Raw genomic sequence first — 20,842 nt, 5'->3', positions numbered from 1 at the left:
GGAGTAACAACAACAAAACCAGTAAAACACAGTGTCAATTGATGCCGGAATATAAAACATGGTGCGAACGCGAACGCGAACGCGGGTAATGAACGTCAGTGAAGGAACAAGCAAACGCCTCAGCTGAGGCGTTTTAATCAGCGTGATATCAGAACGTGTAGCTGGCGGTCACCGAGACATTGCGGGGTTCACCATAAACTACGGAGCTGGCCACATTGGTATCATAAGCTTTGTCGAACAGGTTGTTCAGATTGCCCTGCAGCGACAGATTTTTACTGACTTCATAGCGGGCAAACAGATCGACCAGCGCGTAGCTGCCCTGCCGCGCACGCCAGGTGCCATTCCCTTCCGGCGCGGCGATGTCGTTCCAGATATGGGTCTGCCAGCGGACGCCACCGCCCAGCGTAAGCGGTTGCAGGGCAGGCAGGCGATAGCGGCTGAACAGGTTAAAACTGGTCTGCGGCAGCTGCGGGTTAAACGTGCTGCCATCGCGGTTTTCCGCAAGGTAGCGCGTTCCGCCCACGGTCATCTGCCAGTTGTCGGTTACGGCACCGTTGATCTCAAACTCCACGCCACGACTTACCACTCCTTTACGGCCAATCCAGGCGGTATCACCTGAACCCTGAATCGTCTGTGTCGTCGCCTCTGCCGCATTATCCAGTTCGGTGCGGAACAGTGAAATCGAGGTGGTCAGCCGGCTGTCCAGCCAGTCAGATTTCAGCCCCGCCTCATAGTTTTTCCCGATCACCGGTGAAAGGTAGGCGCCGCTGACATCACGATAGTCCTGTGGCTGGAAAACCGAGGTGTAGCTGGCGTAAGCAGACCAGTTTTCCGCGAAGTCGTAAATCAGTCCGCCGTATGGCGTTGTATTGTTCTGCTCCATCCCGCCGGTTGGCGTGACACGGCTCCAGCGGGTATAACGCGCACCCAGAATCAGATGCAGGGGATCGGCAAGCGACAGGCGGGTCGCCATGTAGGTTGATTTCTGGTGGACCCGCTGTGAATCGGTGGCCAGCAGACGCGGCGTCCAGTCCGATTCCGGGTAGTCGCCTTTATAGGTGTTAAAGTTGCCCAGCGAAGCCGGCGAGATATTCTCAAAGGTGCTGTAGTAGCGGTTATCCTGACGGCTGTAGCTGATTCCGGCCATCAGTTCATGCTGCCGTCCCAGCCATTCATACGGCCCGCTGGCAAAGGCATCCACCGCATCCACTTTGCGTTTACCGGTGTTGTAGCCGGTTCCGCCCACTACCGGATAGCTGGCATAGCCAGAGACCCCCGCGCCGGTATTGCGATCGAAATAGCCGTCGAGATAGAGCTGTTTGCTGTCCAGCCGCATCTCATTGTGGGTGCCGTTGAGGGTGATATTCCAGCCGTTATCGAAGTCCTGCTTCAGATTCACAAAGAGTTTACGGTTCTCTTTGTTGTTATAGGCCCAGTCAGGTGCGGTGTTGTATCCCCGGCGCGAATGAATCTGTCCGCCGTCGGTATACCAGCGTGGCGCACCGGCCCACATCGTGCCATCGGTATTCACCTGACTCAGCTCATAGCCGACAGAAAGCGTGGCTGAATCGGTCAGGTCCGCATCTGCCACGCCATAGATAAACTGTTTTCTGGCACCGTAGCGCTCAATGAAGCTGTTGTTATCCTGCCAGCCCGCGATCAGGCGTCCGCGCAGATTGCCGGATTCACTGAGCGGTGCAGCGAGATCGGCTACATAACGCTGCTTATTCCAGCTTCCGTAGCTGGCAGAGATCGTGCCAGTGGGCGCTTTGCTGTCAGCGTGCTTACGCACCATATTGATGGCTGCGGAAGGATTGCCCGGCCCGGTTAACAGGCCGGTCGCGCCACGCACGACTTCAACCCGCTCATAGAGCGCCATATCGGTCTGCGCATCGCCCAGGTTCCAGCGCGCGGCGAAGGCCGTAGGAATGCCATCGACCATATAGTTGTCAATCATAAAACCGCGGGCATAGTAACTGGTGCGATCCATATCGCTCCGGATGCCCTGAATGGCGGTGGTATTGGTCAGTACATCATTCAGCGACTGAAGTTGCTGATCGGCCATCCGTTGTTTGCTGACAATGCTGACCGACTGCGGGACATCCCGCACGGTGCCCAGCATCTTCGTACCGGCGCGGGTCACCGGGACACTGTAGTCGGCTTCAGGTGACGGCGTCACGTTATCATCCGCTGCCGTGACCGTCAGCGTCTGGGGATCATCCAGTGAAGCCGGACGGACTGCGGCGTGCGCCATATTTGCCAGCGTCGAGGCGATAAGCACCGTCAGCAGTGAGACACGGCGCGGATGCGACCGAACCGGAGAAGAGCTTATCCTGGCGTTATTAAGAGAGAGAGCGTTCATTCATTCCTCAAATTTTTTTATGTTTTTATTGCAACGACTGTTATGACGGTGCTGACAGCTGACTCCGCCGCCCGCTCTTTTACATCCCCTGAAACCCTTTCCCTGGATTCCCGATCATCCGATCAGGGGTAAGTCCCATCATTAAAGCAAATGAGAAATATACTCATTTATATTATCATTACAATATTTTGTTAACAGTTAATCTCTTTTCTTTTCGGAGTGCGACTGAATGTTGCTAAAGACAGGGGAACGAGAAAGGGAGGATGTTTCGTTTGCTACAGTCTGAGGGCAGATAAATTATGGAACGAGGGTTTCCGCTTCGCTTAAATTAATTATAAAATCCTGCTCTGGCCATCTATTGAGCTGAAGTTGCCTTTCTTCGTGCCATAATGACCGCATTAACACTTTTTCTCTTTTTAAATACCAGATATTGCAGGGATCTACACATGCGCAAAACATCAACTCTCAAAGCGCTGATGATAACCACTGCCGTTTACACGGCTTTTCCGGCTCACTCTGCCACTCTCGTGCAGACTGTGAGCGCAGGCTGGGATAGTTTCAGCGATAAAGTGGCTACCACATGGAATCAGCCTGATGGCGTCGATTTCTATCTGCCTGCCATTACCTGGCACAACCGTGCCACCTACGATCGGGAACACATTAATAAATATAATGAAAGACCCTGGGGCGCAGGCGGTGGTATCTCCCGTTATGATGAAAAAGGAAACTGGAACGGCATCTACCTGATGGCGTTTAAAGACTCCTTTAATAAATGGGAACCCTTTGGCGGATATGGCTGGGTGGCCACCTGGCGTCCGCTGGCCGATCAGAACTTCCACTGGGGTGCAGGTTATACGGCGGGCGTAACCGCGCGTGATAACTGGAAATATATTCCGGTTCCGGCGATTTTACCACTGGCATCAGTGGGTTATGGCGATCTGGATTTCCAGATGACCTACATTCCCGGCACCCACAATAACGGAAACGTCTACTTTGCCTGGTTCCGTTATCACTTCTGATCGTCAGCGCGACATCGCCATGACGGAGAGATCGCTGATCACCAGGGTTTCGCCATCATAGCGATGTCGCAGCGAATGGTAACTTTCGCTCCCGATTATCTGCTCAACCGCGTCAGAAAAAGCATTCATGGCCTGTCGCATCTGGCTCAGATAGTCGTGTGTGTCATAGACCCGATCGATGCCCTCCAGCGCGTGGTTCATGATTTTTCGGGCAACATCATTCGGCGTGTCGAGCGCTGAGAGTTTCGAACGCGCGGTGCGACGCAGGTCGCGCGGCGTAAAGGCCTCAAGCCCCAGTCCGCGCGGGTCGCGGATCATCCGGCGCAGCGCCTGATTAAGGGCGCCTTTCGAGAGCGGCTGTTGGGGATCGCGTGGCGCGGGCACCAGCCACGGGGAGTCGGGATCGGCTGCGCGCAGCAGCGCTTCAATACACATCTGCATCAGGGGCGATATCGGCAGCACATGTTCCCGCTGCGATTTGTTGCGCGTGCCCTGCTTCCATAAACCTGAACGCAGATCGAACTCCGCTTTCTGCGCCTGCACAATCTCATCCGGTCGCCGGGCGCTGGCCAGACACAAACGCAGCGCCCAGCGCGCCTGTTCCGATAATGCCCGGTTATCCAGGCCGTGCCAGAAGACCCAGATCTCGGCGTCAGAGAGTTGCCGGCTGCGCGGCGGCGTGGTGCGGCCTGCCACATCCCTTTTCTTCATCGACGCGATGGGTGAATGATCGAGATAGCCCTGCATCTCGCACCAGGCGAGAAACTGTTTGGTGAGCGCAAAGACCCGGCGTGCCTCCTCCTTTTTGCCGTCGACGATCAGGATGTTATAGAGCCGGTTAAGCCGTAAGCGGTTCAGCGATCTTAGCGGCTGCGCGCCGATACCGGGCAGGACATGCTTCAGTAGCGAAGAGACGGCGATCTCGGGGCGGCGCCGGCTGACCAGCAGCGAGAGTTTTACCCAGACCTTCATCACCTGCTCGACCGTACCCTCGTCGCCAAAATTATCCAGATCGCCAAGCGAAGCCGCTCTGACCTGCTCCAGCCAGATCATGACATGGCGACCAACATGCGCCGAACGCGCCGGGGCCACAACTCTTTCCATCGTCATATTCCTGCCTTTGAATCACTGCAAAGTGCGTCATTCTAATCACTGTACGCCTGTGACTCCAGACCTATTAAGTCTGGAGTCACAATGACGCGTTTTGATGCAATCTGAGGAAAGTGCAGGAGGATTATCAGGGTCGTTTTCAGGTGATAAAGCGTGCAACCGGCAGGCAGGAACGTGTACGTGTCAGGGAAAGGATGCGCGGGTGAATAATCTGCCATGCCTTAACACCCGAGGTGAATAGCAGGAAAAAAAGTAAGTCGGAGAGGAATTTGTGATGTCTGTAACAGCGTGTGCCAAGCTAAAACTAAGATTATTTCCCTATACTGCAATCAATACGAAGACCAACACCAGCACCTGTGAATAGCTACAAATAATAAAAGTCCCTGCGATACGATTAGCCCGCCCTGCGCGGGCTTTTTTTATCTGAAACCGCAATCATCAGGAAAGCATGCTCTGGCGTAACGAGGCAGCCCTGCTCGCCAGGAGAGTTCGGGGGGTATGCTGATGTGAAGTGCGGGAACGGTCACCGGAAAAGGGTCAGGTAAGGCGGGCGTTCACGAGAATTCATGCTACCCCCTGAAAGCAGACGAGAGAAAGGTGATAAACCCTATACAGGCAGCCTGTGTTCCAGGCTGCCTTTGGTCATTACTTGAAGTCGACCTGCATCAGTTCAGCAATAGTCGCATCGCGGGTCGTCGAGACACAGCGATCCAGATAATCGGTGAAGCGTGAAGGCTTGCCCATGCCAAGCTGCATGAGTTTCGTGTTATCAAAGACCACATTCAGATTTGAGAAATGTCCGTACAGATTCATGGCGCGCAGCATGATCCGTTCATTGCAGGGGCCAAACAGATCTTTGAACGTTCTTCTGCTGTCAGAGAGCTGCTTATAGGAGACTTTCTGATAATCTTCGCCCAGCGCGCGTTTGCCGGAGGCTTTTGCCATCGCCTCATCAATCTCAGCGAAGGTCACGCTGCTCTGGGTTCCGGCAGAAATATGGATCACCTCGTTGATCACGTCTCTGGCATCCAGAAGCAGAACCAGCGCGTCCGCGCAGAAATCCACGGGAACCACGTCGATACGATCGTTGAGGTCGCAGGTAAATTTTCCCAGCGCCAGCGCCATCCGGAAGACCCAGAAAATACTGGCGGAAGGCAGACAACCCTGATCCGAGTGCCCCACGACGATCGACGGGCGGGCAATCACCAGCGGCAGTTCCGGCAGCGTCTCTGTCATCAGCTTTTCAATCGAAGCCTTGCTCCAGGTGTACTCGACGATATGCTGATCCCGGCTGGAGTCCAGCCAGCTCTCTGTGACCAGCGAGCCGGGTTCCGGTGCGCATGACATAGCGGTACCGACATGAATGAATTTCTCTAACCCGGTGACGCGGCTCATACGCTCGGCAAATTTGAACGTGCCCTCCACGTTCACTTTCCAGATTGTCGGGTTTTTGCCAAATGAGGCTACGGCCGCGCAGTTGATAACGTGCGTAACGTCATCAAGGCGGGCGTCACTGATAAAGTGTTCCGGCATCGCCAGATCACCCAGAAGAATATTTTCAGCGGTGATGGAATGAATTAATGACGCCTCCAGGCCAAAGTTGACCAGATTCGCCCGGAGCCGGTTTAAGCCCTCATCAACGGTTTTCCCTCTGACCAGCAGCAGCAGTCGATCCTTAACGCTGTTTTGTAATAAATTTGCGACGACAGCTCCGCCTAAAAACCCTGTAGAACCGGTAATGAGTATGTTTTTCATAATGGTATCATTCATTCTGGTTGATCAAAGAAAGCATGAAGTCATGACTTTCCGTTCAGAAAAACAATTCAAAACAATAAATGAATTGTCGCTAAAATATCCCGCAGGCGCAGAGACCTGACAGGGGCGTAGCCAGCCCGCACTGAGACAGGATTTATCTTTCAGTCAGCGTTTTCGCCCATTATAAAGCCAGTTATTATCCGGAAGTTAAACAAGCTACAAAATTCACGGCGATTTTTCATTTAACTTCTGTTTATATTCACGGCAGGGAAATCAGTCACGAAATAACCCTGAGTGTTGCTGATCCTGCGGCTGATTTGAACAAACTTACTCATTTTGGATCAAGTTTTATTTAAATTATTTTTGCTGAACTTAGTCAGATTTTTATAAGTGAAACCCTTCTGACGGATTAAAGATGGAGGAATCGTTGCGTCTGTGTGTAGATCATGTGCAGAAGCTAAACAAAGCGGTTTTAGCACGCCTGGTTATTCTTTTGTTTATCGCCTGTTTAAATAAGATGAATTATACCCTCGCCCGTTATGAATATCCTGCCGTCAGTCTGGCGGGCTACGCATGAGATTTTACTTAAGAGAGCAGGTATGCTGACAACACACTTAAAACTTAAAAAAACCGGCTGGGAAGAGTGTGACGCTTCGGCTTACGCTCAGATTTACACGACGTTCGGCGGGAGCATCTGCACCCATCCCCGCGTCATCGCCTATCTGGCAGAGCGGGAAGGCGTCGCGGTTCAGTACTACCTGAAAAGGGTAAACGGCCAGCCTGTCGCCGCTATCTTTTCACTGAATGGTTCGCTGGAATATAAAAAATCGCGCCTGCCCTTTGTCTTTGACGATCTTATTCTGCCGGTTAAGGCGGGAGCAAAAATCCTGCTGCCCTTCAGAACAAAACGGTTATCGCCGCATTCTTCGGGCGTGATAGTTAACAGTATTCGCCATAATCTGTTTAAGAAAAAAATGGCCCATATTAAATCTGACTTTTCGGTTAAAACGGCAAAAAAACGCACAGGTGAGGTGAGACGATTCACGAAAATGGGTGGCACGGTCGAAGATGTTTCCGGGTTTTCGCCGGGTGAGCTGGCCGCGATCTATCAGCGCCTGTTCAATCTCCGCTGGCAGAATCAGCTTCAATGCACGGATATCGACACTCTGACTGAAACCTTTACGCTGTTCCGGGAAATGATTTTTGGAAAAATCTTATTCATCAACGACTCACCCTGCGCGTTTGATCTCAATTATAAAGTCGAGTGTCCCGACTGGTACTATTTTGAAGATTTTAATGGCGGGATGGATCCGCAGTTTAAATCCATTGGCATCGGCTCGGTTTTACTCTGGGAAAACATTCTTCATGCTAAAGCATTAGCCGCCTCTTCAGAAAAGAAATTCATCTTTTCGCTGGGTGCCTATAATCCGGCCTGGCACTATAAACAACAGTGGTGCGATATAATGCCCTCAGGCCGCACACTTTTCTGAAACCGGAGAGTGAATTCACTGACTGGCCGGCAGAGACACTGCCGGCCCGGCTTCCGTCTGAATTATTAAAATATTTCACCGCTACACACAATCTCCACACAGCCTCGACGGCATATCAACGTCCCTCCGTTACGATTGCGCATCCTTAATAAGACGAGATGCCCATGTTCGCCCCTAAACGCTTTTCGCTGCCCTTTATCCTGCCTGCCTTGATCGCCGTGCTGGCGGGCTGCGATGATGATGTCCGCCCCGATGCGCAGGCCGCCGATCCTCAGGTTGCGGTTGCGGTGATCCAGCCTCAGGTTTTATCCGTGCATGACACGCTGCCTGGCCGGGTCAACGCCCTGCGTACGGCCGAGATACGCGCCCAGGTGAATGGTGTTATTGAGCGCCGCCTGTTTGAACAGGGTGCCGAGGTGAAAAAGGGCGATCCCCTTTTCCAGATCAACGCCGCTCCCTTTGCGGCCGAGGTGGAGAACGCGCGGGCTGGCTTACTGCGGGCCCAGGCCGCGAACGACAGAGCACAGCAGCAGGCCGCCCGGCTGCGGAAACTGATCGGCACGGGCGCGGTGAGTCGTCAGAGTTACGACGATGCCGTCGCTGCGGCCCGCCAGGCGGCGGCCGATGTTGCACAGGCCAGCGCGGCCCTGAAGCGCAAAGCCCTCGATCTGCGCTTCGCCACGGTCGAAGCGCCCATTTCAGGCCGTATCGATCAGGCGCTGGTTTCTGAAGGGGCCTATGTGACGCCGGGCGACAGCAGCCCCCTTGCCCGTCTGTACCAGACAGACCCGATCTATGTGGATGTCTATCAGCCCGCCGGGGTTTATCAGCAGCTGCGCAGACAGGTGGCCAGCCCGCAGAACGCCACGACAGGCCTGCCGGTTAAGCTCCTGTTACCGGATGGCACGGCTTACAGCCAGCCTGGCCGGATCCTGTTTTCCGGCATGAGCGTGGATACCAGTACCGGTCAGGTGCTGGTGCGTATTGAGGTGAGTAATCCCGACCGCGAACTGCTGCCGGGTATGTTCGTGCGGGTGCAGGTTCCGCGACAGCACTATGAGGATGCACTGATGGTGCCTGAGCAGGCCCTTTCCCGCCAGAATGACACGGCCGTGGTCTGGGTGATTGACGATCAGCAGCAGGCGCACCCGCTCAGCGTCCGCGTGGGCGAGCAGGTTAACGGAGGCTATCGCATCGCCGGAGGATTACCGCCTGGCAGTCGTGTCGTCGTAAAAGGCATGGACAAACTCAGCGACGGCACCCGCGTCGCCGCGGTGCTGTCAGCAGCGCCTCCTGTGAATCTGACCCTGCAGGAGAAAGAGTAATATGGCTCAGTTCTTTATCAGACGTCCGGTTTTTGCCTGGGTGGTCGCGCTGTTTATTGTCCTGTTCGGCGTTCTGTCTCTGACGCGGCTTCCGGTGGCCCGTTATCCCTCGGTGGCTCCTGTCAATGTCACTCTCACCGCCACCTGGGCCGGAGCGTCGCCGCAGACCATGAACGATTCGGTCGTCAGTCTGATCGAACGCGAACTCTCTGGCGTTAAAAACCTGCTCTACTTTGAATCATCGACAGACACCTCTGGTCAGGCGACGATTACCGTCACCTTTAAACCGGGAACGAATGCCGAACTGGCGCAGGTCGATGTTCAGAACCGTATCAGGGCGGTGGAGTCCCGCCTGCCGCAGGCCGTGCGACAGAACGGCCTGCAGGTCGAAGCTGCCGATACCGGTTTTCTGATGATCGTCAGCCTGACCTCCAAGACCGGCAAAACAGACAGTGAAGCGCTCAGTGACTACATGGCCAGAAACGTGGTTGAAGAGCTGCGCAGGCTGCCCGGCGTGGGTCGCGTTCAGCTCTTTGGCGCCGAAAGCGCCCTGCGCGTCTGGGTTGATCCGGTGAAACTGCTCTCATTTAACCTGACGATGAATGATATCGCCGCCGCCATTACGCAGCAGAATGCGCAAATCGCGCCGGGCCGCATCGGCGACGAACCGGCGCTGCCGGGTCAGATGGTTACCCTGCCCCTGACGGTAGCCGGTCAGCTGGCCACGCCGGCAGCGTTTGGCCGTATTGTGCTGCGTGCGAACAGGGATGGCTCCAGCGTCACACTCGCGGATGTCGCCAGAGTGGCGTATGGCTCGCAGACCTACAGCATGATGATGCGTGAAAACGGACAGCACTCTACCGGTGCGGCCATCATGCTCGCGCCCGGGGCCAACGCCGTGAAAACCGCAGAAGCCCTGTCGGCCCGGATGCAGACACTGAGTCTCTCCATGCCTGAGGATATCCGGTATGCCATCCCTTTCAATACGGCACCGTTCGTAAAGCTCTCCATCGGGAAGGTCATCCACACCCTTCTCGAAGCGATGGTGCTGGTTTTCGTGGTGATGTATCTGTTTTTGCAGAACATCAGGTATACCTTCATTCCGGCCATTGTCGCGCCGATTGCGTTACTGGGCACGCTATCCGTCATGCTGCTCGCTGGCTTCTCCGTCAATGTGCTGACCATGTTTGGTCTGGTGCTGGCCATCGGCATCATTGTTGATGACGCCATTGTGGTGGTGGAGAACGTCGAACGGCTGATGCGCGAGGAAAATCTCGGCCCGCGTGAGGCGACCTCACGGGCAATGCGGGAGATCACCGGCGCCATCATCGGCATTACCCTGGTGCTCACCGCCGTTTTCATCCCGATCGGGTTCGCCAGCGGCTCCGTCGGCATCATCTATCGTCAGTTTGCGCTCTCCATCGCCACCGCGATTCTTTTTTCCGCGCTGCTGGCGCTGTCGCTGACCCCGGCACTCTGCGCCACGCTGCTGCGAATGCCCGACGATCACGCCAGCGGCGGTTTTTTTGGCGGATTTAACCGGGCGTTAGCGCGACTGACCCAGCGCTATTCAGGCTGGACAGCCACGATACTCAGACGCTCAGGCCGCATGCTGCTGGTCTATGTTGCGCTCTGTGCCGGAACGGCGATCGCCTTCAGCCAGCTCGCTTCCGCGTTTCTGCCGGAGGAGGATCAGGGCTATTTCATGACGGCGTTTCAGCTCCCGGCCGAGGCGACGCAGCAGCGGACGCTGGCGGTCGTAAAAAAATATGAAGAGGCGATGGGTGCGCGCCCGGCTATCGCCACCAATCAGTCCATTCTGGGATTTGGCTTTTCGGGTGCGGGCGCAAACACCGCACTGACCTTTACCGTCCTGAAAGAGGCAAAAGATCGCGGTGACAGCTCAACGCTGCGCGAGGCCAGATTCGCCGACGCGGCGATGGCCGATATGACGGAGGGCACCATCATGACGATGATGCCCCCGGCCATTGAGGAGCTGGGCACCTCGTCCGGCTTTACGCTGCGGCTGGAGGATCGGGCCGGTCGGGGCTACCCGGCGCTGGAAGCCGCGCAGCAGCAGCTACTGCAGCTTGCCGCCAGCAGCCATAAAGTAACCCAGGTTTATGCAGATGGTCTGCCGCCCGGCAGGAGTATCCGGCTGAATATCGATCGTGAGAAAGCCAGTGCCATGGGCGTTTCGTTTGCCAGTATCAGCGACACCCTCTCCGCCGCGATGGGATCGCTCTACGTCAACGACTATCCCAACAGAGGCCGTATGCAGCAGGTGATTATTCAGGCCGAGGCAAAGGATCGTATGCAGATGGATGACATCCTGAATCTTTACGTCCGTAACAGCGACGACAGGATGGTGGCGCTGAAGAGCTTTATTACGCCGACCGCCGCTTCCTCGCCGCTTCAGCAGGTCCGCTATCAGGGCTATCCGGCGATGCGGATATCCGGAAGTGCCGCGCCCGGCGTCTCAAGCGGCGATGCCATGAAGGAGATGGAATCGCTTGCCCGGCAGCTACCGACGGGGTTCGCGATCGAATGGACCGGGCAGTCGCTGCAGGAGCAGCAGTCCGCCGCGCAGGCACCGATGCTGATGGCGCTCTCCATTCTGGTGATCTTCCTGGTGCTGGCCGCGCTGTATGAGAGCTGGGCCATCCCGCTCTCCGTGCTGATGGTTATTCCACTGGGGATTGCCGGTGCCGTCACCGCCGTAATGATGCGCGGATTGCCGGATGACGTCTTCTTCAAGGTCGGACTGATTACGGTGATCGGCCTGTCGGCCAAAAATGCGGTGCTGATCGTCGAGTTTGCCCGGCAGCTTCACCAGGAGGGCCGGAGCCTGCGGGATGCGGCGATAACGGCGGCCCGGATGCGGCTGCGTCCGATCATCATGACCTCGCTGGCGTTCGGGCTGGGTGTGGTGCCGTTGATTATCGCGTCCGGCCCGGCCAGTGAAACCCAGCATGCTATCGGAACCGGCGTTTTTGGCGGGATCATCAGTGCCACACTGCTGGCCATCCTGTTTGTCCCGCTGTTTTTCGTCGTGATCATGACGCTGGCGGTCAGACTGAAAGGAAAGAGAAGGTAACCGCGTCACCGGCGCTATCCCGTCTGCTTTATTGATTGCCGGAGCTGATATGATAAGGCCGCGTCTGTTTACGGCGATTTACCGGGAAACAGCAGGCTTCCGGCATAGCGATACCCTCCGTAACGCCCCGTCTGGCCGGACAACACCAGCCGGGGCGGTAAAAACGAACACAGGATACTTATGAACAACAGCGATATTTTAATCGTCGAAGATGATCCGGAGATAGCCGCCATTCTGACCGCCTATCTGCAGAATAGCGGCTATAGCGTCAGCCATGCGGAAAACGGTGCCCTGGCGCTGAGCCGTTACGCGACCGCTGCGCCGCAGCTGATCATCCTGGACGTCCGTATGCCGGTGATGGATGGCTGGCAGGTGCTGGCGGAGATCCGTCGGCGCGGCGACACGCCGATCATTATGCTGACGGCGAACGACGATGACGTGGATAAACTCTCTGCGCTGCGCATTGGTGCCGATGATTATGTGGTTAAGCCGTTCAATCCCGCCGAGGTGGTGGCGCGGGTGCAGGCCGTCCTGCGCCGCACACAGGTGGCGACCCGTTCAGACGATGTTCTGTCCAGCCGATCCCTCTCAGTGAACGTGCAGCAGCACAGCGTCACCCTCAAACCCGAAGGTATCGACATCGCTCCCCGCCTCACCACAACCGAGTTCCGGCTGATCGCCCATTTTGTGCGTGAGCCTGCGCGGGTTTTCAGCCGGGATGAACTGCTGGAAGCCTGCTTTCCAGAGGGCGACACCCTGCCGCGAACGGTAGACAGCCACATCAGTAAGTTACGCAGGAAACTCGAAGACGCCGGGGTATCCGGACTGCTGCAGAACGTGCGCGGTTTTGGCTATCGCCTGGGAGAGGGGAAATGAAACGCCGGGGGCTCAGCCAGCAGCTGAACTGGCTGATTATCAGGGTCACGCTCTATTCATTCGTGACCTCCTTTGCCACCTACACGCTCGCGCCAACCGTCATCGGCCTGTTTTCGGGTGAGCTGCTGCCGCCCGATCTGGATATTGGCACCACCAGCGACTGGCTTACGATGCTGGTCTCCACGCTGCTGACCATCGCCGTCTCCGTTTTCTTCTCTGCCCGCTTCGCGCGTCAGATGGTCGTGCCACTGGAATCCCTGACGCATAGTGCGAAACGGGTGGCGGAAGGCGACCTGAGTGCGCGCGCCAGCGAAGGTGCCATAGAGATTGGCGAGATAGATGCGCTGGTCAAAGACTTCAACCGCATGGCGGCCGCGCTGGAGAATCTGTCGCAGAACAGCCAGACCTGGAACGCCGCCATTGCCCATGAACTACGCACGCCGGTGACGATACTGCGCGGACGGCTTCAGGGCCTGGCGGACGGTATCTTCGCGCCCGATCAGAAGCTCTTCGTCAGTCTGATCCATCAGACTGAGGGCCTGACGCGCCTGATTGAAGATCTGAGAACCCTGAGTCTGGCGCAGTCGGGCCATCTGCACATGCATTATGAGCGTGTGAACATCCACAGTGAGATCGAGTCGCTGGCTGAACTGGTCAGGGCGGATTTCAAAGCCAGTCACCACTCATTGGTGCTCAAAGTCACGCCGGCGACGATCGAGTGCGATGCCTCACGCTTCAGGCAGGTGCTGCTGGCCTTTCTGGAGAATGCCCGCCGTTATGCTGTGCCGGGCATCGTGATGATCGCCTGCGAGCAGGACGCAGACGGGGTTGTGGTGCATATCGACGACGAAGGCCCCGGCATCGATCCGGCGTTTGCGCTTACCGTCTGGGATGCCTTCGTCCGTACCGATGATTCCCGGTCGCGTCAGAGCGGCGGCACCGGGCTGGGGCTGGCGGTGGTGAAGGCCATTGTGCTGGCGCTGGGCGGGTCCGTCACCTGCAGCCGTAACGCACTGGCAGGCACCCGATTTTCATTCTGGCTGCCCGCCACCAGACCTGGCGTGATAGCGGCTGGCGAGGAATAACACACCGGCCAGCCACCGGAAGACAGCCCTCCGTCCTCTCTGTGCGCGAAAAGCGTAACCACAGGTAACTAACGTCGTGATTCCTGTATCCCGGACAGCATAACGCTCACCGGATCGCTATGCTCTGCTGAGTTCAACGTGCAACTATGACTACCAGGATATCCAGTGATGAAAAAATTATCAGTGATTGTGATGGCGACCGGTCTGTTTTTGTCTGTGAATATGCAGGCTAATGCCGAAGGCTGTCTGAAAGGCGCGGCCGTAGGCGGCGTAGCAGGTCATGTTGCTCATCATGGCGTGGCTGGCGCTGCGGCAGGCTGCGCAGTCGGTCACCACATGGCGAAGAAGAAACAGAAAGAAGCAGAAAAAAACCAGCAGGCTCAGCAGGCGCAGAAATAAGCGGCCCCGTGACACGGTGATGTGTACGCTGATGGCCCGGTCCGGGTCATCAGCGCTTTACCCGGCCGCCGTCCGTCACTGTTTCGCCAGGCGTTGCACAACTCATCAGCGAAAATCACTTCCGGCAGAGCGTGGGGATGCAGACTTCCCTGCTGTCCAGACCCTGATATCCCTGCCAGACATGGCCGGACAACACTGTTCAGGCATCATTATTCCTGCGCCATTCCTCCACGCTTTCCTTTGACACCTCTTTTTTAAAACAAACCAGTGCGTATCCACCCTGCCTGCTCCAGGCGCTACGTCCGCCACAGCGGCTGCCGTTGCGCGCAGTGTTGAACGGGCACGCGCAGACGCCAGGATAAGCGGCGATGGCATCGTCGATAATGCGCTGACGAACCTCATCGTCGGTCTGCTTCTGTCGCTTAGCCTCAGCCGCACCGGCCCAGCAAAGCGCCAGGCTCAGCATTACCGAAATAACACAGGTATTTTTAATCATGATCCCCTCCTGCATGAGGAGGATAACGTACCGCACCCATCAGCCCGGCAATCCCCTGAACAGGGCACAGACAGGGGCTGTTCAGGCCCGGCTCCGCGTCCGGAAGCCTGTTTTTTTATCTGAACGGAGATGCGGACTTCAGACGTTAGCCCGCCGCAGGCGCAGAAGCGCCGCCGCGATCTGCGCCTGCCGGTCACTCACAGCGGTGTCATGCTCTCTACCTGATGCTGGAAAACATACGGGTCGGATAGCAGCTCAAACTGCTCATCATCGGGATAGGTAACGGCCACATGATACTGTTCACCGGCAAAGGCTTTCACCGCGTCGATGTTTTCCCACCAGGTTGCCAGAAAAAAATGCGCCCATTCGCCCTGCGTTTCTCTGCGCACGCTGGCCCCCAGATTGCCCGGCGTTCCTTCTGAATGTTCAACCCCGGTCTTCTGCAGGTGATCGGCAAATCCTTCAGCATGTCTGACCGGAACGCATCCGTGCCATGTTCTGACTATCATCTTGCTCTCCTTCATCGTGAAGGTTTAACCCTAACATAGAAGGCAATGCGTAACAGCGTGCCAGGAACAGACAAGCAACCGTTTGGCACCGGCCTGCGGTCTGACGATCGGCAGGGCAACTGCGGAGATCGCTTTCCGAACAGGCCCTACTGGATCGGCCCTGCCCCTGCTTTCCTCAGCCCCCGGCGGGTGCTCTGTACACATGCGCACGGCTGTTCCGGGCGCGCGCTAACGCGACCTTACCGATCCAGGGGGTGGGTGATTTTCAGCTGCGCCCTGTCGTTGTAAAAGCGCCGGTAAGATAACCAGACGGCGATGATGGTGGAGAGACTGGCGGTGCCTGTCAGCATAAAGGTCACCATGATCTGGTATTTGATGGCCTTAAGCGGATCGATACCCGCAAAAATCAGACCCGACATCATCCCTGGCAGGCTGACCAGCCCGACCGTCTTCGCCGCATCCACGGTCGGGATCATGGCGGTGCGGATGGTGTCCGCGATAATGCGCTTCGAGGCCAGTTTCACCGGGGCGCCCAGGCTCAGCATCTCCATAATTTTCTGATGATTATCCCGGAAACGCTGATGCAGACTGGTAAAGCAGAGCCCGACGGCGACCATCGCATTACCCGCGATCATGCCGGAGATGGGAATGACCTGCATCGGCACGAAGGCTATCGCACCGCTCAGTACCAGAATCGCGAGGGTTATCACCGTGCCGCTGAAAATCGCCGCAAACGCGATGCCAAAAGCGTTTCCGATATCCCGTCCCCGTTTGCGGGCGTTGATTGCGGCGTTGACGCAGATAAACAGCACCATCAGCACGGTGAGCCAGTCGTTGTTCACATCGAAAATCGACTTCAGTACAAAGCCGACGATCACCAGCTGTACGATTGCCCGGCAGACACTCCAGATAATATCCTTGCTCATGCCGAGCTTTTCTTTCTGACTGATCAGCAAGGCAATGATGACCAGACTCAGTGACAGCAACAGCGAGGTGTCACTGATATCATGCTGATTCACGCGCATTCTCCTTTTTCTGCGGTGCCAGACGGAGCACCTGCGCCGCCTGGTCAATGTCCTGAACATCATGACTGATGCGCACCACGGCGACCTGATGCTCCGTGGCAACGCGGTCGATCAGGGCAAGCACGGCCTGTCTGTTCTCGTCATCCAGCGCGCTGGTCACCTCATCCAGCAGCAGCACCTGCGGCATAAACTGCAGATTGCGCAGCAGACCCACGCGCTGTTTCTCGCCGCCGGAGAGCTGTTCAACCGGTTTGTCCAGCATCGTGGCGGCCAGGTTGACGCTCTCCAGCGCGCTGACCAGCGTGTCGCGCGGGGGCTTCTGATGGCGAACCTGCCAGGGCAGCGCCAGATTGTCATACACCGTCTGCCCGAAGAGCTGCGGAGTCTGAAAACAGTATGAAACCTGCTGGCGATAGGCCTCCGGCGCCAGCGTGGTAATGTCACTGCCGCTGAAAAAAATCTGTCCGGAGGTCGGCGCCATCAGTGAAGCCAGGATCTTCAGCAGGGTGCTTTTGCCGCTGCCGGAGGGGCCGGTCAGTAAGATCTTATCGGCCGGGTATAACTGTAAAGAGATCGGTTGCAGAAGCTGGCGCTCGCCAGCGGAAAAAGCGATCGCCTGCGCATCCAGCAGGGGCAAGCCTCTGTCCATATTTCGCCTCAGGGTGTTAATTAACAGTGGAGAAGTCGGGGGCCGGAAGCCGCGGTTCGCCGATCAGGTGTGTCCGGCGCACAGAGGCGGCACCATGAACCATCCGGGGGATAAGATAAGGCATTCAGTCGGGACAAATCATCTTCTTCATCAAATCCGGCGGCGATCATCATTGAGGCCACGGCTGCAAGTGTAAGCCGGGTGGCTCAGGGCGGCCACCCGTTCATGATCACTTTTTCCAGCGGGTGGAAACCGGATTACTGACGCTGTTTTTCTCCTGCGTGTAGGTGCCGTTCTGCTGAGCAATGGCTTCGCCGGTATCCACAATCGCGTTCTGAATAAAGACGTTCTGCTGATCACCTTTGACAAAGGTTAACTGATGAAAGGCGGTTTTGTTGCCCCAGTCAGACGAGGGCAGAGAGATGAAACGCACGGTAAAGGTCTGGTCGTCAAAGTGGCCCTGCATGACGTAAACGCCGTAGTGATCCTCACCCTGCGAAATGATTTTGTAAGTGCCGTTATCGTAGTAGTAGATCTCAGCGTCCGGAAACGGCTTTTTGTCGTACATTTTGCGGTAGTGCAGCACCTGCCGGATGGTCGGCTGGCCGAATCTTACGGTCAGCGTATTATCCTGTGCGGCCGTGGTCACTCCTTCCGCGTGTACACCGCTCATCATCATTAACAGACTGGTGGTCATCATTGCCGTTGCTTTCACTCTCTTTCTCCTCTGAGGATTAGGGGAATCTCTGGCGTAAGAGCCTGAAACTTACATGCTGTGATGGGCGGGTGAAAGAGGCCGATCACAGTTTATTACACAATGTGATAATCACGATGCGTGAGGGAGTCAGTTCAGAAAGAGAACGAGGATAGCCTGCCAGTGGACCGGGGATGGGGTTTATGGCTGAATGGGCTAAGCGGCATGGCCTGTCTGCGCGAGTCGCTAATTCAGCAATCCGGCCCCCACATTCACCGACAGACCCAGAATCGCCAGGTTAAAAATAAACGAGATCACGGACTGCAGCAGCGCCAGTCTGCGCATCGCGGTCGTGCCGGTGGCGACGTCTGCCGTCTGCGACGCCACCGCGATGGTGAACGAGAAGTAGAGGAAATCCCAGTAGCCGGGATTTGCCTTTTTCTCAGGGAAAATCAGCGGCGTAAGATCGCTGCTGCGGTAAAGGTAGTGCTGATGAGCATAGTGCATCGCAAACGCCGTGGGCAGCATGGCCCAGGAGGCAATCAGCGTCAGTGCGGTCAGCAGCAGATGCATCAGGCGCGGCGTGCCGGTCAGCGACTTGAGCGCCGGAAGCTCACTCAGAATCGCCACCATACTGACCACGCACGCCACGATAACCATCCCCAGCACCAGCGCGGCGCTCTGATCCTGCTGCTGAGCGATACGCCGGATCCCGGCTGCATCCGTCCGCAGCATGCGGATCCAGAGAATGCAGAGGTAGAGCCAGGCCCAGACGTTCCAGCCGATGAGCAGACGCTGCATCTGCCCGAGCCGATCGGAGAGTAAAAAATAGCAAACCAGGCCGGCGGAAATGGAGAGCAGCAGACGTAAGCGGGAATAGAGCGTCGAGGTCAATGTTGTCGGCATAGGTCAGCCAGTGCGGTTTAATCAGCGTGATCTCAACTTTAGCTAAATTCAGGTAAAAATCATGGACAAGGACAGAATTGTTACACTTCTGAAGTACAAGCGCTGGATTGATTCGGAAACGCTGAAAAGCCTCACCGCGATCGATGACACGGCGGATGCAGGGAAGCGTCACCTGATGCTGAGACTGATGAACCATATCTATGTGGTCGACAGAATCTTCGAAGCCAATATGTCAGGCGAGCCGCACGGTTATACGGCGCTCAACACGCCGGAGATACCCACTGCTGAGGCGCTGGAGGCCAGCATGACCGCCTGCACGGAGCGGTATATCCAGCGGGTGAGCCGCCATGACGCCCGCCGATGCAGACGAGGTCATCAGCTTCACCTTTGTCGACGGCGGCCACGGCGAGATGCGCGTCAGTGAAATGCTGGATCACGTACTCTTTCACGGCACCTATCATCGTGGCGCGGTCGGCTGGTTAATCGGTGAATGCGGGGGCGTGCCGCCGAAAGATGTGCTGACGGTGTTTCTGCGGGATCACCATCGCTGAGCGGCGTTTCCCGCACAGCGGGTAATCGTAACCGCTGCCATCGCGGAGCCGGGTCTGTCGCGGCCGTAAGTGGCGCCCCAGGGCTTAATTGCCCAATTGCCCGGGCCTGTGCCGCAGACTTATCCGGGTAAATCAGGTGACACAGATGTGACCGCGATGGGCAACGGAAGATTACATCAGGACGACGCCAAAACGTTTCAGAAGCAGCGCCCAGAGCACGAACAGGATGACCGTGACCGCGCTGGAGAACAGCAGCGTCAGCCAGAAGCCAAAACGGGGATAGATAAAGGGAAACAGAATGAACATCGGCAGCGTCGGCACCACATACCAGAAGGTGTACCACGCATGAGCCGTAATCTTTTCCGCCGACTGCCCTTCCAGCTTCATCCAGATCAGCACCAGCAGCGTAACCAGCGGCAGGGCCGCGATCAGCCCGCCCAGCCGGTCACTGCGCTTTGCCACCTCTGAAATCAGCACGACCATAAAGGCTGTCACTGCATATTTCGCTATCAGCCAGACCATGATTGTCCTCTGCAGGGCGGATTAACCGGGCCAGGCTGAACCTGGCCCGGTCGTCGTGACAGCCGATCAAGGCATCATCCTGCGCAGCGTGTCATCCCGCAGGAAATAGTGATGGAACAGCGCCGCCAGCGCATGCAGACCAATCAGCCAGTAGCCCATCGGGGCGAGGGTTTCGTGCCAGTCGATCAGCATACTGGCCGTGGCCGGATCGGGCATGGTCGCAACCGGCATGTTGATCCCAAACAGCGCCCACTCTTTGCCCCGCAGGTAGCGAGAGGTCAGCCCCAGAATGGGCAGGACCACAAAAAGTGCATAGATCAGGGTGTGAACCAGATGGGAAATGCCGGTCTGCCAGCGCGCAACGGGCGGCGTGATCGGCGGTGTCTTGCTCCTGGCGCGCAGCCAGAGGCGGGCAATCATCAGGATCAGCACGCAGAACCCGGCCGAAAAGTGCGTGATCATCACCGCATTACGCTGCCAGGTGCCCTTCTCTGCCATCCAGCGCAGCTCGATTGTGGCGTACGCCACAATGATTAACAGGACCGTCAGCCAGTGAAAAAGTATCTGTGAACCTTTGTATTTCTTCAGCATTAATAAATCCCCGCCACTATTTTTTCCCGTCACTATACCAGTAAATTATTAGATATTTATTAGGCCGTTATCGGCGATTGTGACAGCCGGTGACTACAGTACGCCATTGCCTCACAGGCCCTGTCAGTCATCATTTTCTGCCGGTCTGACCCAATCCAGAGCCCGGCCGTCATGCACGACGCGGGCGGGCATCGACCGTCAGCCTGTCGCAGCCGGTTCTTCGCTTCACCGCATAGAGAGATGTTTAAACCCCCTTCCCGGTGCGCCGCAAACCGTGCCCGCGCAGGAAAACGGGGTCACACAGAATAGCGATAATTCTTAAACTTAATCTGACCTTAAGCGTCTTTCCGGCCCGATGCCACCGCAGGTGACCGCCGCAGC

Annotated in this window: 18 protein-coding genes and 1 pseudogene; 8 read left to right on the top strand and 11 right to left on the bottom strand. The window is 56.6% G+C overall.

Translation table 11 applies throughout. The annotated features are described in order from the left end of the window. Positions 1–148: 148 nt before the first annotated feature. Complete coding sequence (gene fhuE / locus J1C59_RS20185) at positions 149–2,362, bottom strand: ferric-rhodotorulic acid/ferric-coprogen receptor FhuE (protein WP_128084767.1); 2,214 nt, start codon at positions 2,360–2,362, stop codon at positions 149–151. A 446-nt stretch (positions 2,363–2,808) separates the two neighbouring features. On the opposite strand from fhuE, the gene pagP reads away from it, so the two are divergent. After that, complete coding sequence (pagP, locus tag J1C59_RS20180; protein WP_128084766.1) at positions 2,809–3,381, top strand: lipid IV(A) palmitoyltransferase PagP; 573 nt, start codon at positions 2,809–2,811, stop codon at positions 3,379–3,381. A gap of 3 nt (positions 3,382–3,384) precedes the next feature. Here pagP and J1C59_RS20175 read toward each other — a convergent pair whose 3' ends face one another. Together J1C59_RS20175 and J1C59_RS20170 are read right to left on the bottom strand one after the other, a co-directional pair. After that, positions 3,385–4,485 (bottom strand): tyrosine-type recombinase/integrase, encoded by a 1,101-nt coding sequence (locus J1C59_RS20175; RefSeq protein WP_128084765.1) that lies wholly within the window; start codon positions 4,483–4,485, stop codon positions 3,385–3,387. A 651-nt stretch (positions 4,486–5,136) separates the two neighbouring features. Next, positions 5,137–6,246: an SDR family oxidoreductase gene (locus tag J1C59_RS20170; protein ID WP_128084764.1), complete on the bottom strand. Its 1,110-nt coding sequence runs from the start codon at positions 6,244–6,246 to the stop codon at positions 5,137–5,139. 539 nt (positions 6,247–6,785) lie between these two features. Here J1C59_RS20170 and J1C59_RS20165 point away from each other — a divergent pair. The 6 genes from J1C59_RS20165 to J1C59_RS20140 all read left to right on the top strand — a co-directional run bounded on the left by J1C59_RS20165 (position 6,786) and on the right by J1C59_RS20140 (position 14,518). After that, positions 6,786–7,736 carry a GNAT family protein gene (locus tag J1C59_RS20165; protein WP_128084763.1) on the top strand — a complete coding sequence of 317 codons (951 nt, stop codon included), beginning with the start codon at positions 6,786–6,788 and terminating at the stop codon, positions 7,734–7,736. A gap of 164 nt (positions 7,737–7,900) precedes the next feature. Next, the gene (locus tag J1C59_RS20160; RefSeq protein WP_158086864.1) at positions 7,901–9,061 is read left to right on the top strand and encodes an efflux RND transporter periplasmic adaptor subunit; all 1,161 of its coding nucleotides are present in this window, start codon (positions 7,901–7,903) and stop codon (positions 9,059–9,061) included. A 1-nt stretch (position 9,062) separates the two neighbouring features. Continuing rightward, positions 9,063–12,158 (top strand): multidrug efflux RND transporter permease subunit, encoded by a 3,096-nt coding sequence (locus J1C59_RS20155; RefSeq protein ID WP_128084761.1) that lies wholly within the window; start codon positions 9,063–9,065, stop codon positions 12,156–12,158. Positions 12,159–12,338: 180 nt separating this feature from the next. Beyond that, a complete protein-coding gene (locus J1C59_RS20150) occupies positions 12,339–13,034 on the top strand; it encodes a response regulator (protein WP_111138367.1) in 696 nt (231 codons plus the stop codon). Next, positions 13,031–14,119, top strand: a complete 1,089-nt coding sequence (locus J1C59_RS20145; protein ID WP_128084760.1) for an ATP-binding protein — start codon at positions 13,031–13,033, stop codon at positions 14,117–14,119. Before J1C59_RS20150 ends, J1C59_RS20145 begins: the two co-directional genes overlap by 4 nt. A gap of 168 nt (positions 14,120–14,287) precedes the next feature. Next, positions 14,288–14,518 carry a hypothetical protein gene (locus J1C59_RS20140; RefSeq protein WP_111138365.1) on the top strand — a complete coding sequence of 77 codons (231 nt, stop codon included), beginning with the start codon at positions 14,288–14,290 and terminating at the stop codon, positions 14,516–14,518. Positions 14,519–14,717: 199 nt separating this feature from the next. Here the strand turns inward: J1C59_RS20140 and J1C59_RS20135 are convergent, their stop codons facing one another. The 6 genes from J1C59_RS20135 to J1C59_RS20110 form a co-directional block, all read right to left on the bottom strand. Then, a complete protein-coding gene (locus J1C59_RS20135; protein WP_375717643.1) occupies positions 14,718–15,014 on the bottom strand; it encodes a hypothetical protein in 297 nt (98 codons plus the stop codon). 197 nt (positions 15,015–15,211) lie between these two features. Next, complete coding sequence (locus J1C59_RS20130; RefSeq protein ID WP_111140155.1) at positions 15,212–15,523, bottom strand: hypothetical protein; 312 nt, start codon at positions 15,521–15,523, stop codon at positions 15,212–15,214. Positions 15,524–15,762: 239 nt separating this feature from the next. After that, the gene (fetB, locus tag J1C59_RS20125; RefSeq protein ID WP_128084759.1) at positions 15,763–16,542 is read right to left on the bottom strand and encodes an iron efflux ABC transporter permease subunit FetB; all 780 of its coding nucleotides are present in this window, start codon (positions 16,540–16,542) and stop codon (positions 15,763–15,765) included. Next, positions 16,529–17,197, bottom strand: a complete 669-nt coding sequence (gene fetA, locus J1C59_RS20120; RefSeq protein WP_128084758.1) for an iron efflux ABC transporter ATP-binding subunit FetA — start codon at positions 17,195–17,197, stop codon at positions 16,529–16,531. The genes fetB and fetA overlap by 14 nt, the downstream gene beginning before the upstream one ends. Before the next feature lie 229 nt (positions 17,198–17,426). Next, positions 17,427–17,912 carry a hypothetical protein gene (locus J1C59_RS20115; protein WP_128084757.1) on the bottom strand — a complete coding sequence of 162 codons (486 nt, stop codon included), beginning with the start codon at positions 17,910–17,912 and terminating at the stop codon, positions 17,427–17,429. Between the two features lie 225 nt (positions 17,913–18,137). Continuing rightward, entirely contained in the window at positions 18,138–18,797 is a 660-nt protein-coding gene (locus J1C59_RS20110; protein ID WP_128084756.1) for a DUF1345 domain-containing protein, read from the bottom strand. 61 nt (positions 18,798–18,858) lie between these two features. Between J1C59_RS20110 and J1C59_RS20105 the strand changes: the two are divergent. Then, positions 18,859–19,348 (top strand): annotated as a pseudogene (locus J1C59_RS20105) (DinB family protein). Positions 19,349–19,519: 171 nt separating this feature from the next. Here J1C59_RS20105 and J1C59_RS20100 read toward each other — a convergent pair. Beyond that, on the bottom strand, positions 19,520–19,870 hold the full coding sequence (locus J1C59_RS20100; RefSeq protein ID WP_128084755.1) for a DUF3147 family protein: 351 nt from the start codon (positions 19,868–19,870) through the stop codon (positions 19,520–19,522). A gap of 66 nt (positions 19,871–19,936) precedes the next feature. After that, positions 19,937–20,461 carry a cytochrome b561 gene (gene cybB / locus J1C59_RS20095; RefSeq protein ID WP_128084754.1) on the bottom strand — a complete coding sequence of 175 codons (525 nt, stop codon included), beginning with the start codon at positions 20,459–20,461 and terminating at the stop codon, positions 19,937–19,939. Between the last annotated feature and the right edge of the window lie 381 nt (positions 20,462–20,842).

Origin of the sequence: Pantoea deleyi, assembly GCF_022647325.1 — a bacterium.
Classification (GTDB): domain Bacteria; phylum Pseudomonadota; class Gammaproteobacteria; order Enterobacterales; family Enterobacteriaceae; genus Pantoea; species Pantoea deleyi.
Note: the sequence above shows the minus strand (reverse complement) of the source record. Positions and strands in the feature narration are given on the sequence as shown.

Coding starts and splice junctions, on each gene's coding strand:
- fhuE (WP_128084767.1), bottom strand. CDS start 2,362: ATGAACGCTCTCTCTCTTAATAACGCCAGGATAAGCTCTTCTCCGGTT.
- pagP (WP_128084766.1), top strand. CDS start 2,809: ATGCGCAAAACATCAACTCTCAAAGCGCTGATGATAACCACTGCCGTT.
- J1C59_RS20175 (WP_128084765.1), bottom strand. CDS start 4,485: ATGGAAAGAGTTGTGGCCCCGGCGCGTTCGGCGCATGTTGGTCGCCAT.
- J1C59_RS20170 (WP_128084764.1), bottom strand. CDS start 6,246: ATGAAAAACATACTCATTACCGGTTCTACAGGGTTTTTAGGCGGAGCT.
- J1C59_RS20165 (WP_128084763.1), top strand. CDS start 6,786: ATGAATATCCTGCCGTCAGTCTGGCGGGCTACGCATGAGATTTTACTT.
- J1C59_RS20160 (WP_158086864.1), top strand. CDS start 7,901: ATGTTCGCCCCTAAACGCTTTTCGCTGCCCTTTATCCTGCCTGCCTTG.
- J1C59_RS20155 (WP_128084761.1), top strand. CDS start 9,063: ATGGCTCAGTTCTTTATCAGACGTCCGGTTTTTGCCTGGGTGGTCGCG.
- J1C59_RS20150 (WP_111138367.1), top strand. CDS start 12,339: ATGAACAACAGCGATATTTTAATCGTCGAAGATGATCCGGAGATAGCC.
- J1C59_RS20145 (WP_128084760.1), top strand. CDS start 13,031: ATGAAACGCCGGGGGCTCAGCCAGCAGCTGAACTGGCTGATTATCAGG.
- J1C59_RS20140 (WP_111138365.1), top strand. CDS start 14,288: ATGAAAAAATTATCAGTGATTGTGATGGCGACCGGTCTGTTTTTGTCT.
- J1C59_RS20135 (WP_375717643.1), bottom strand. CDS start 15,014: ATGATTAAAAATACCTGTGTTATTTCGGTAATGCTGAGCCTGGCGCTT.
- J1C59_RS20130 (WP_111140155.1), bottom strand. CDS start 15,523: ATGATAGTCAGAACATGGCACGGATGCGTTCCGGTCAGACATGCTGAA.
- fetA (WP_128084758.1), bottom strand. CDS start 17,197: ATGGACAGAGGCTTGCCCCTGCTGGATGCGCAGGCGATCGCTTTTTCC.
- J1C59_RS20110 (WP_128084756.1), bottom strand. CDS start 18,797: ATGCCGACAACATTGACCTCGACGCTCTATTCCCGCTTACGTCTGCTG.
- J1C59_RS20100 (WP_128084755.1), bottom strand. CDS start 19,870: ATGGTCTGGCTGATAGCGAAATATGCAGTGACAGCCTTTATGGTCGTG.
- cybB (WP_128084754.1), bottom strand. CDS start 20,461: ATGCTGAAGAAATACAAAGGTTCACAGATACTTTTTCACTGGCTGACG.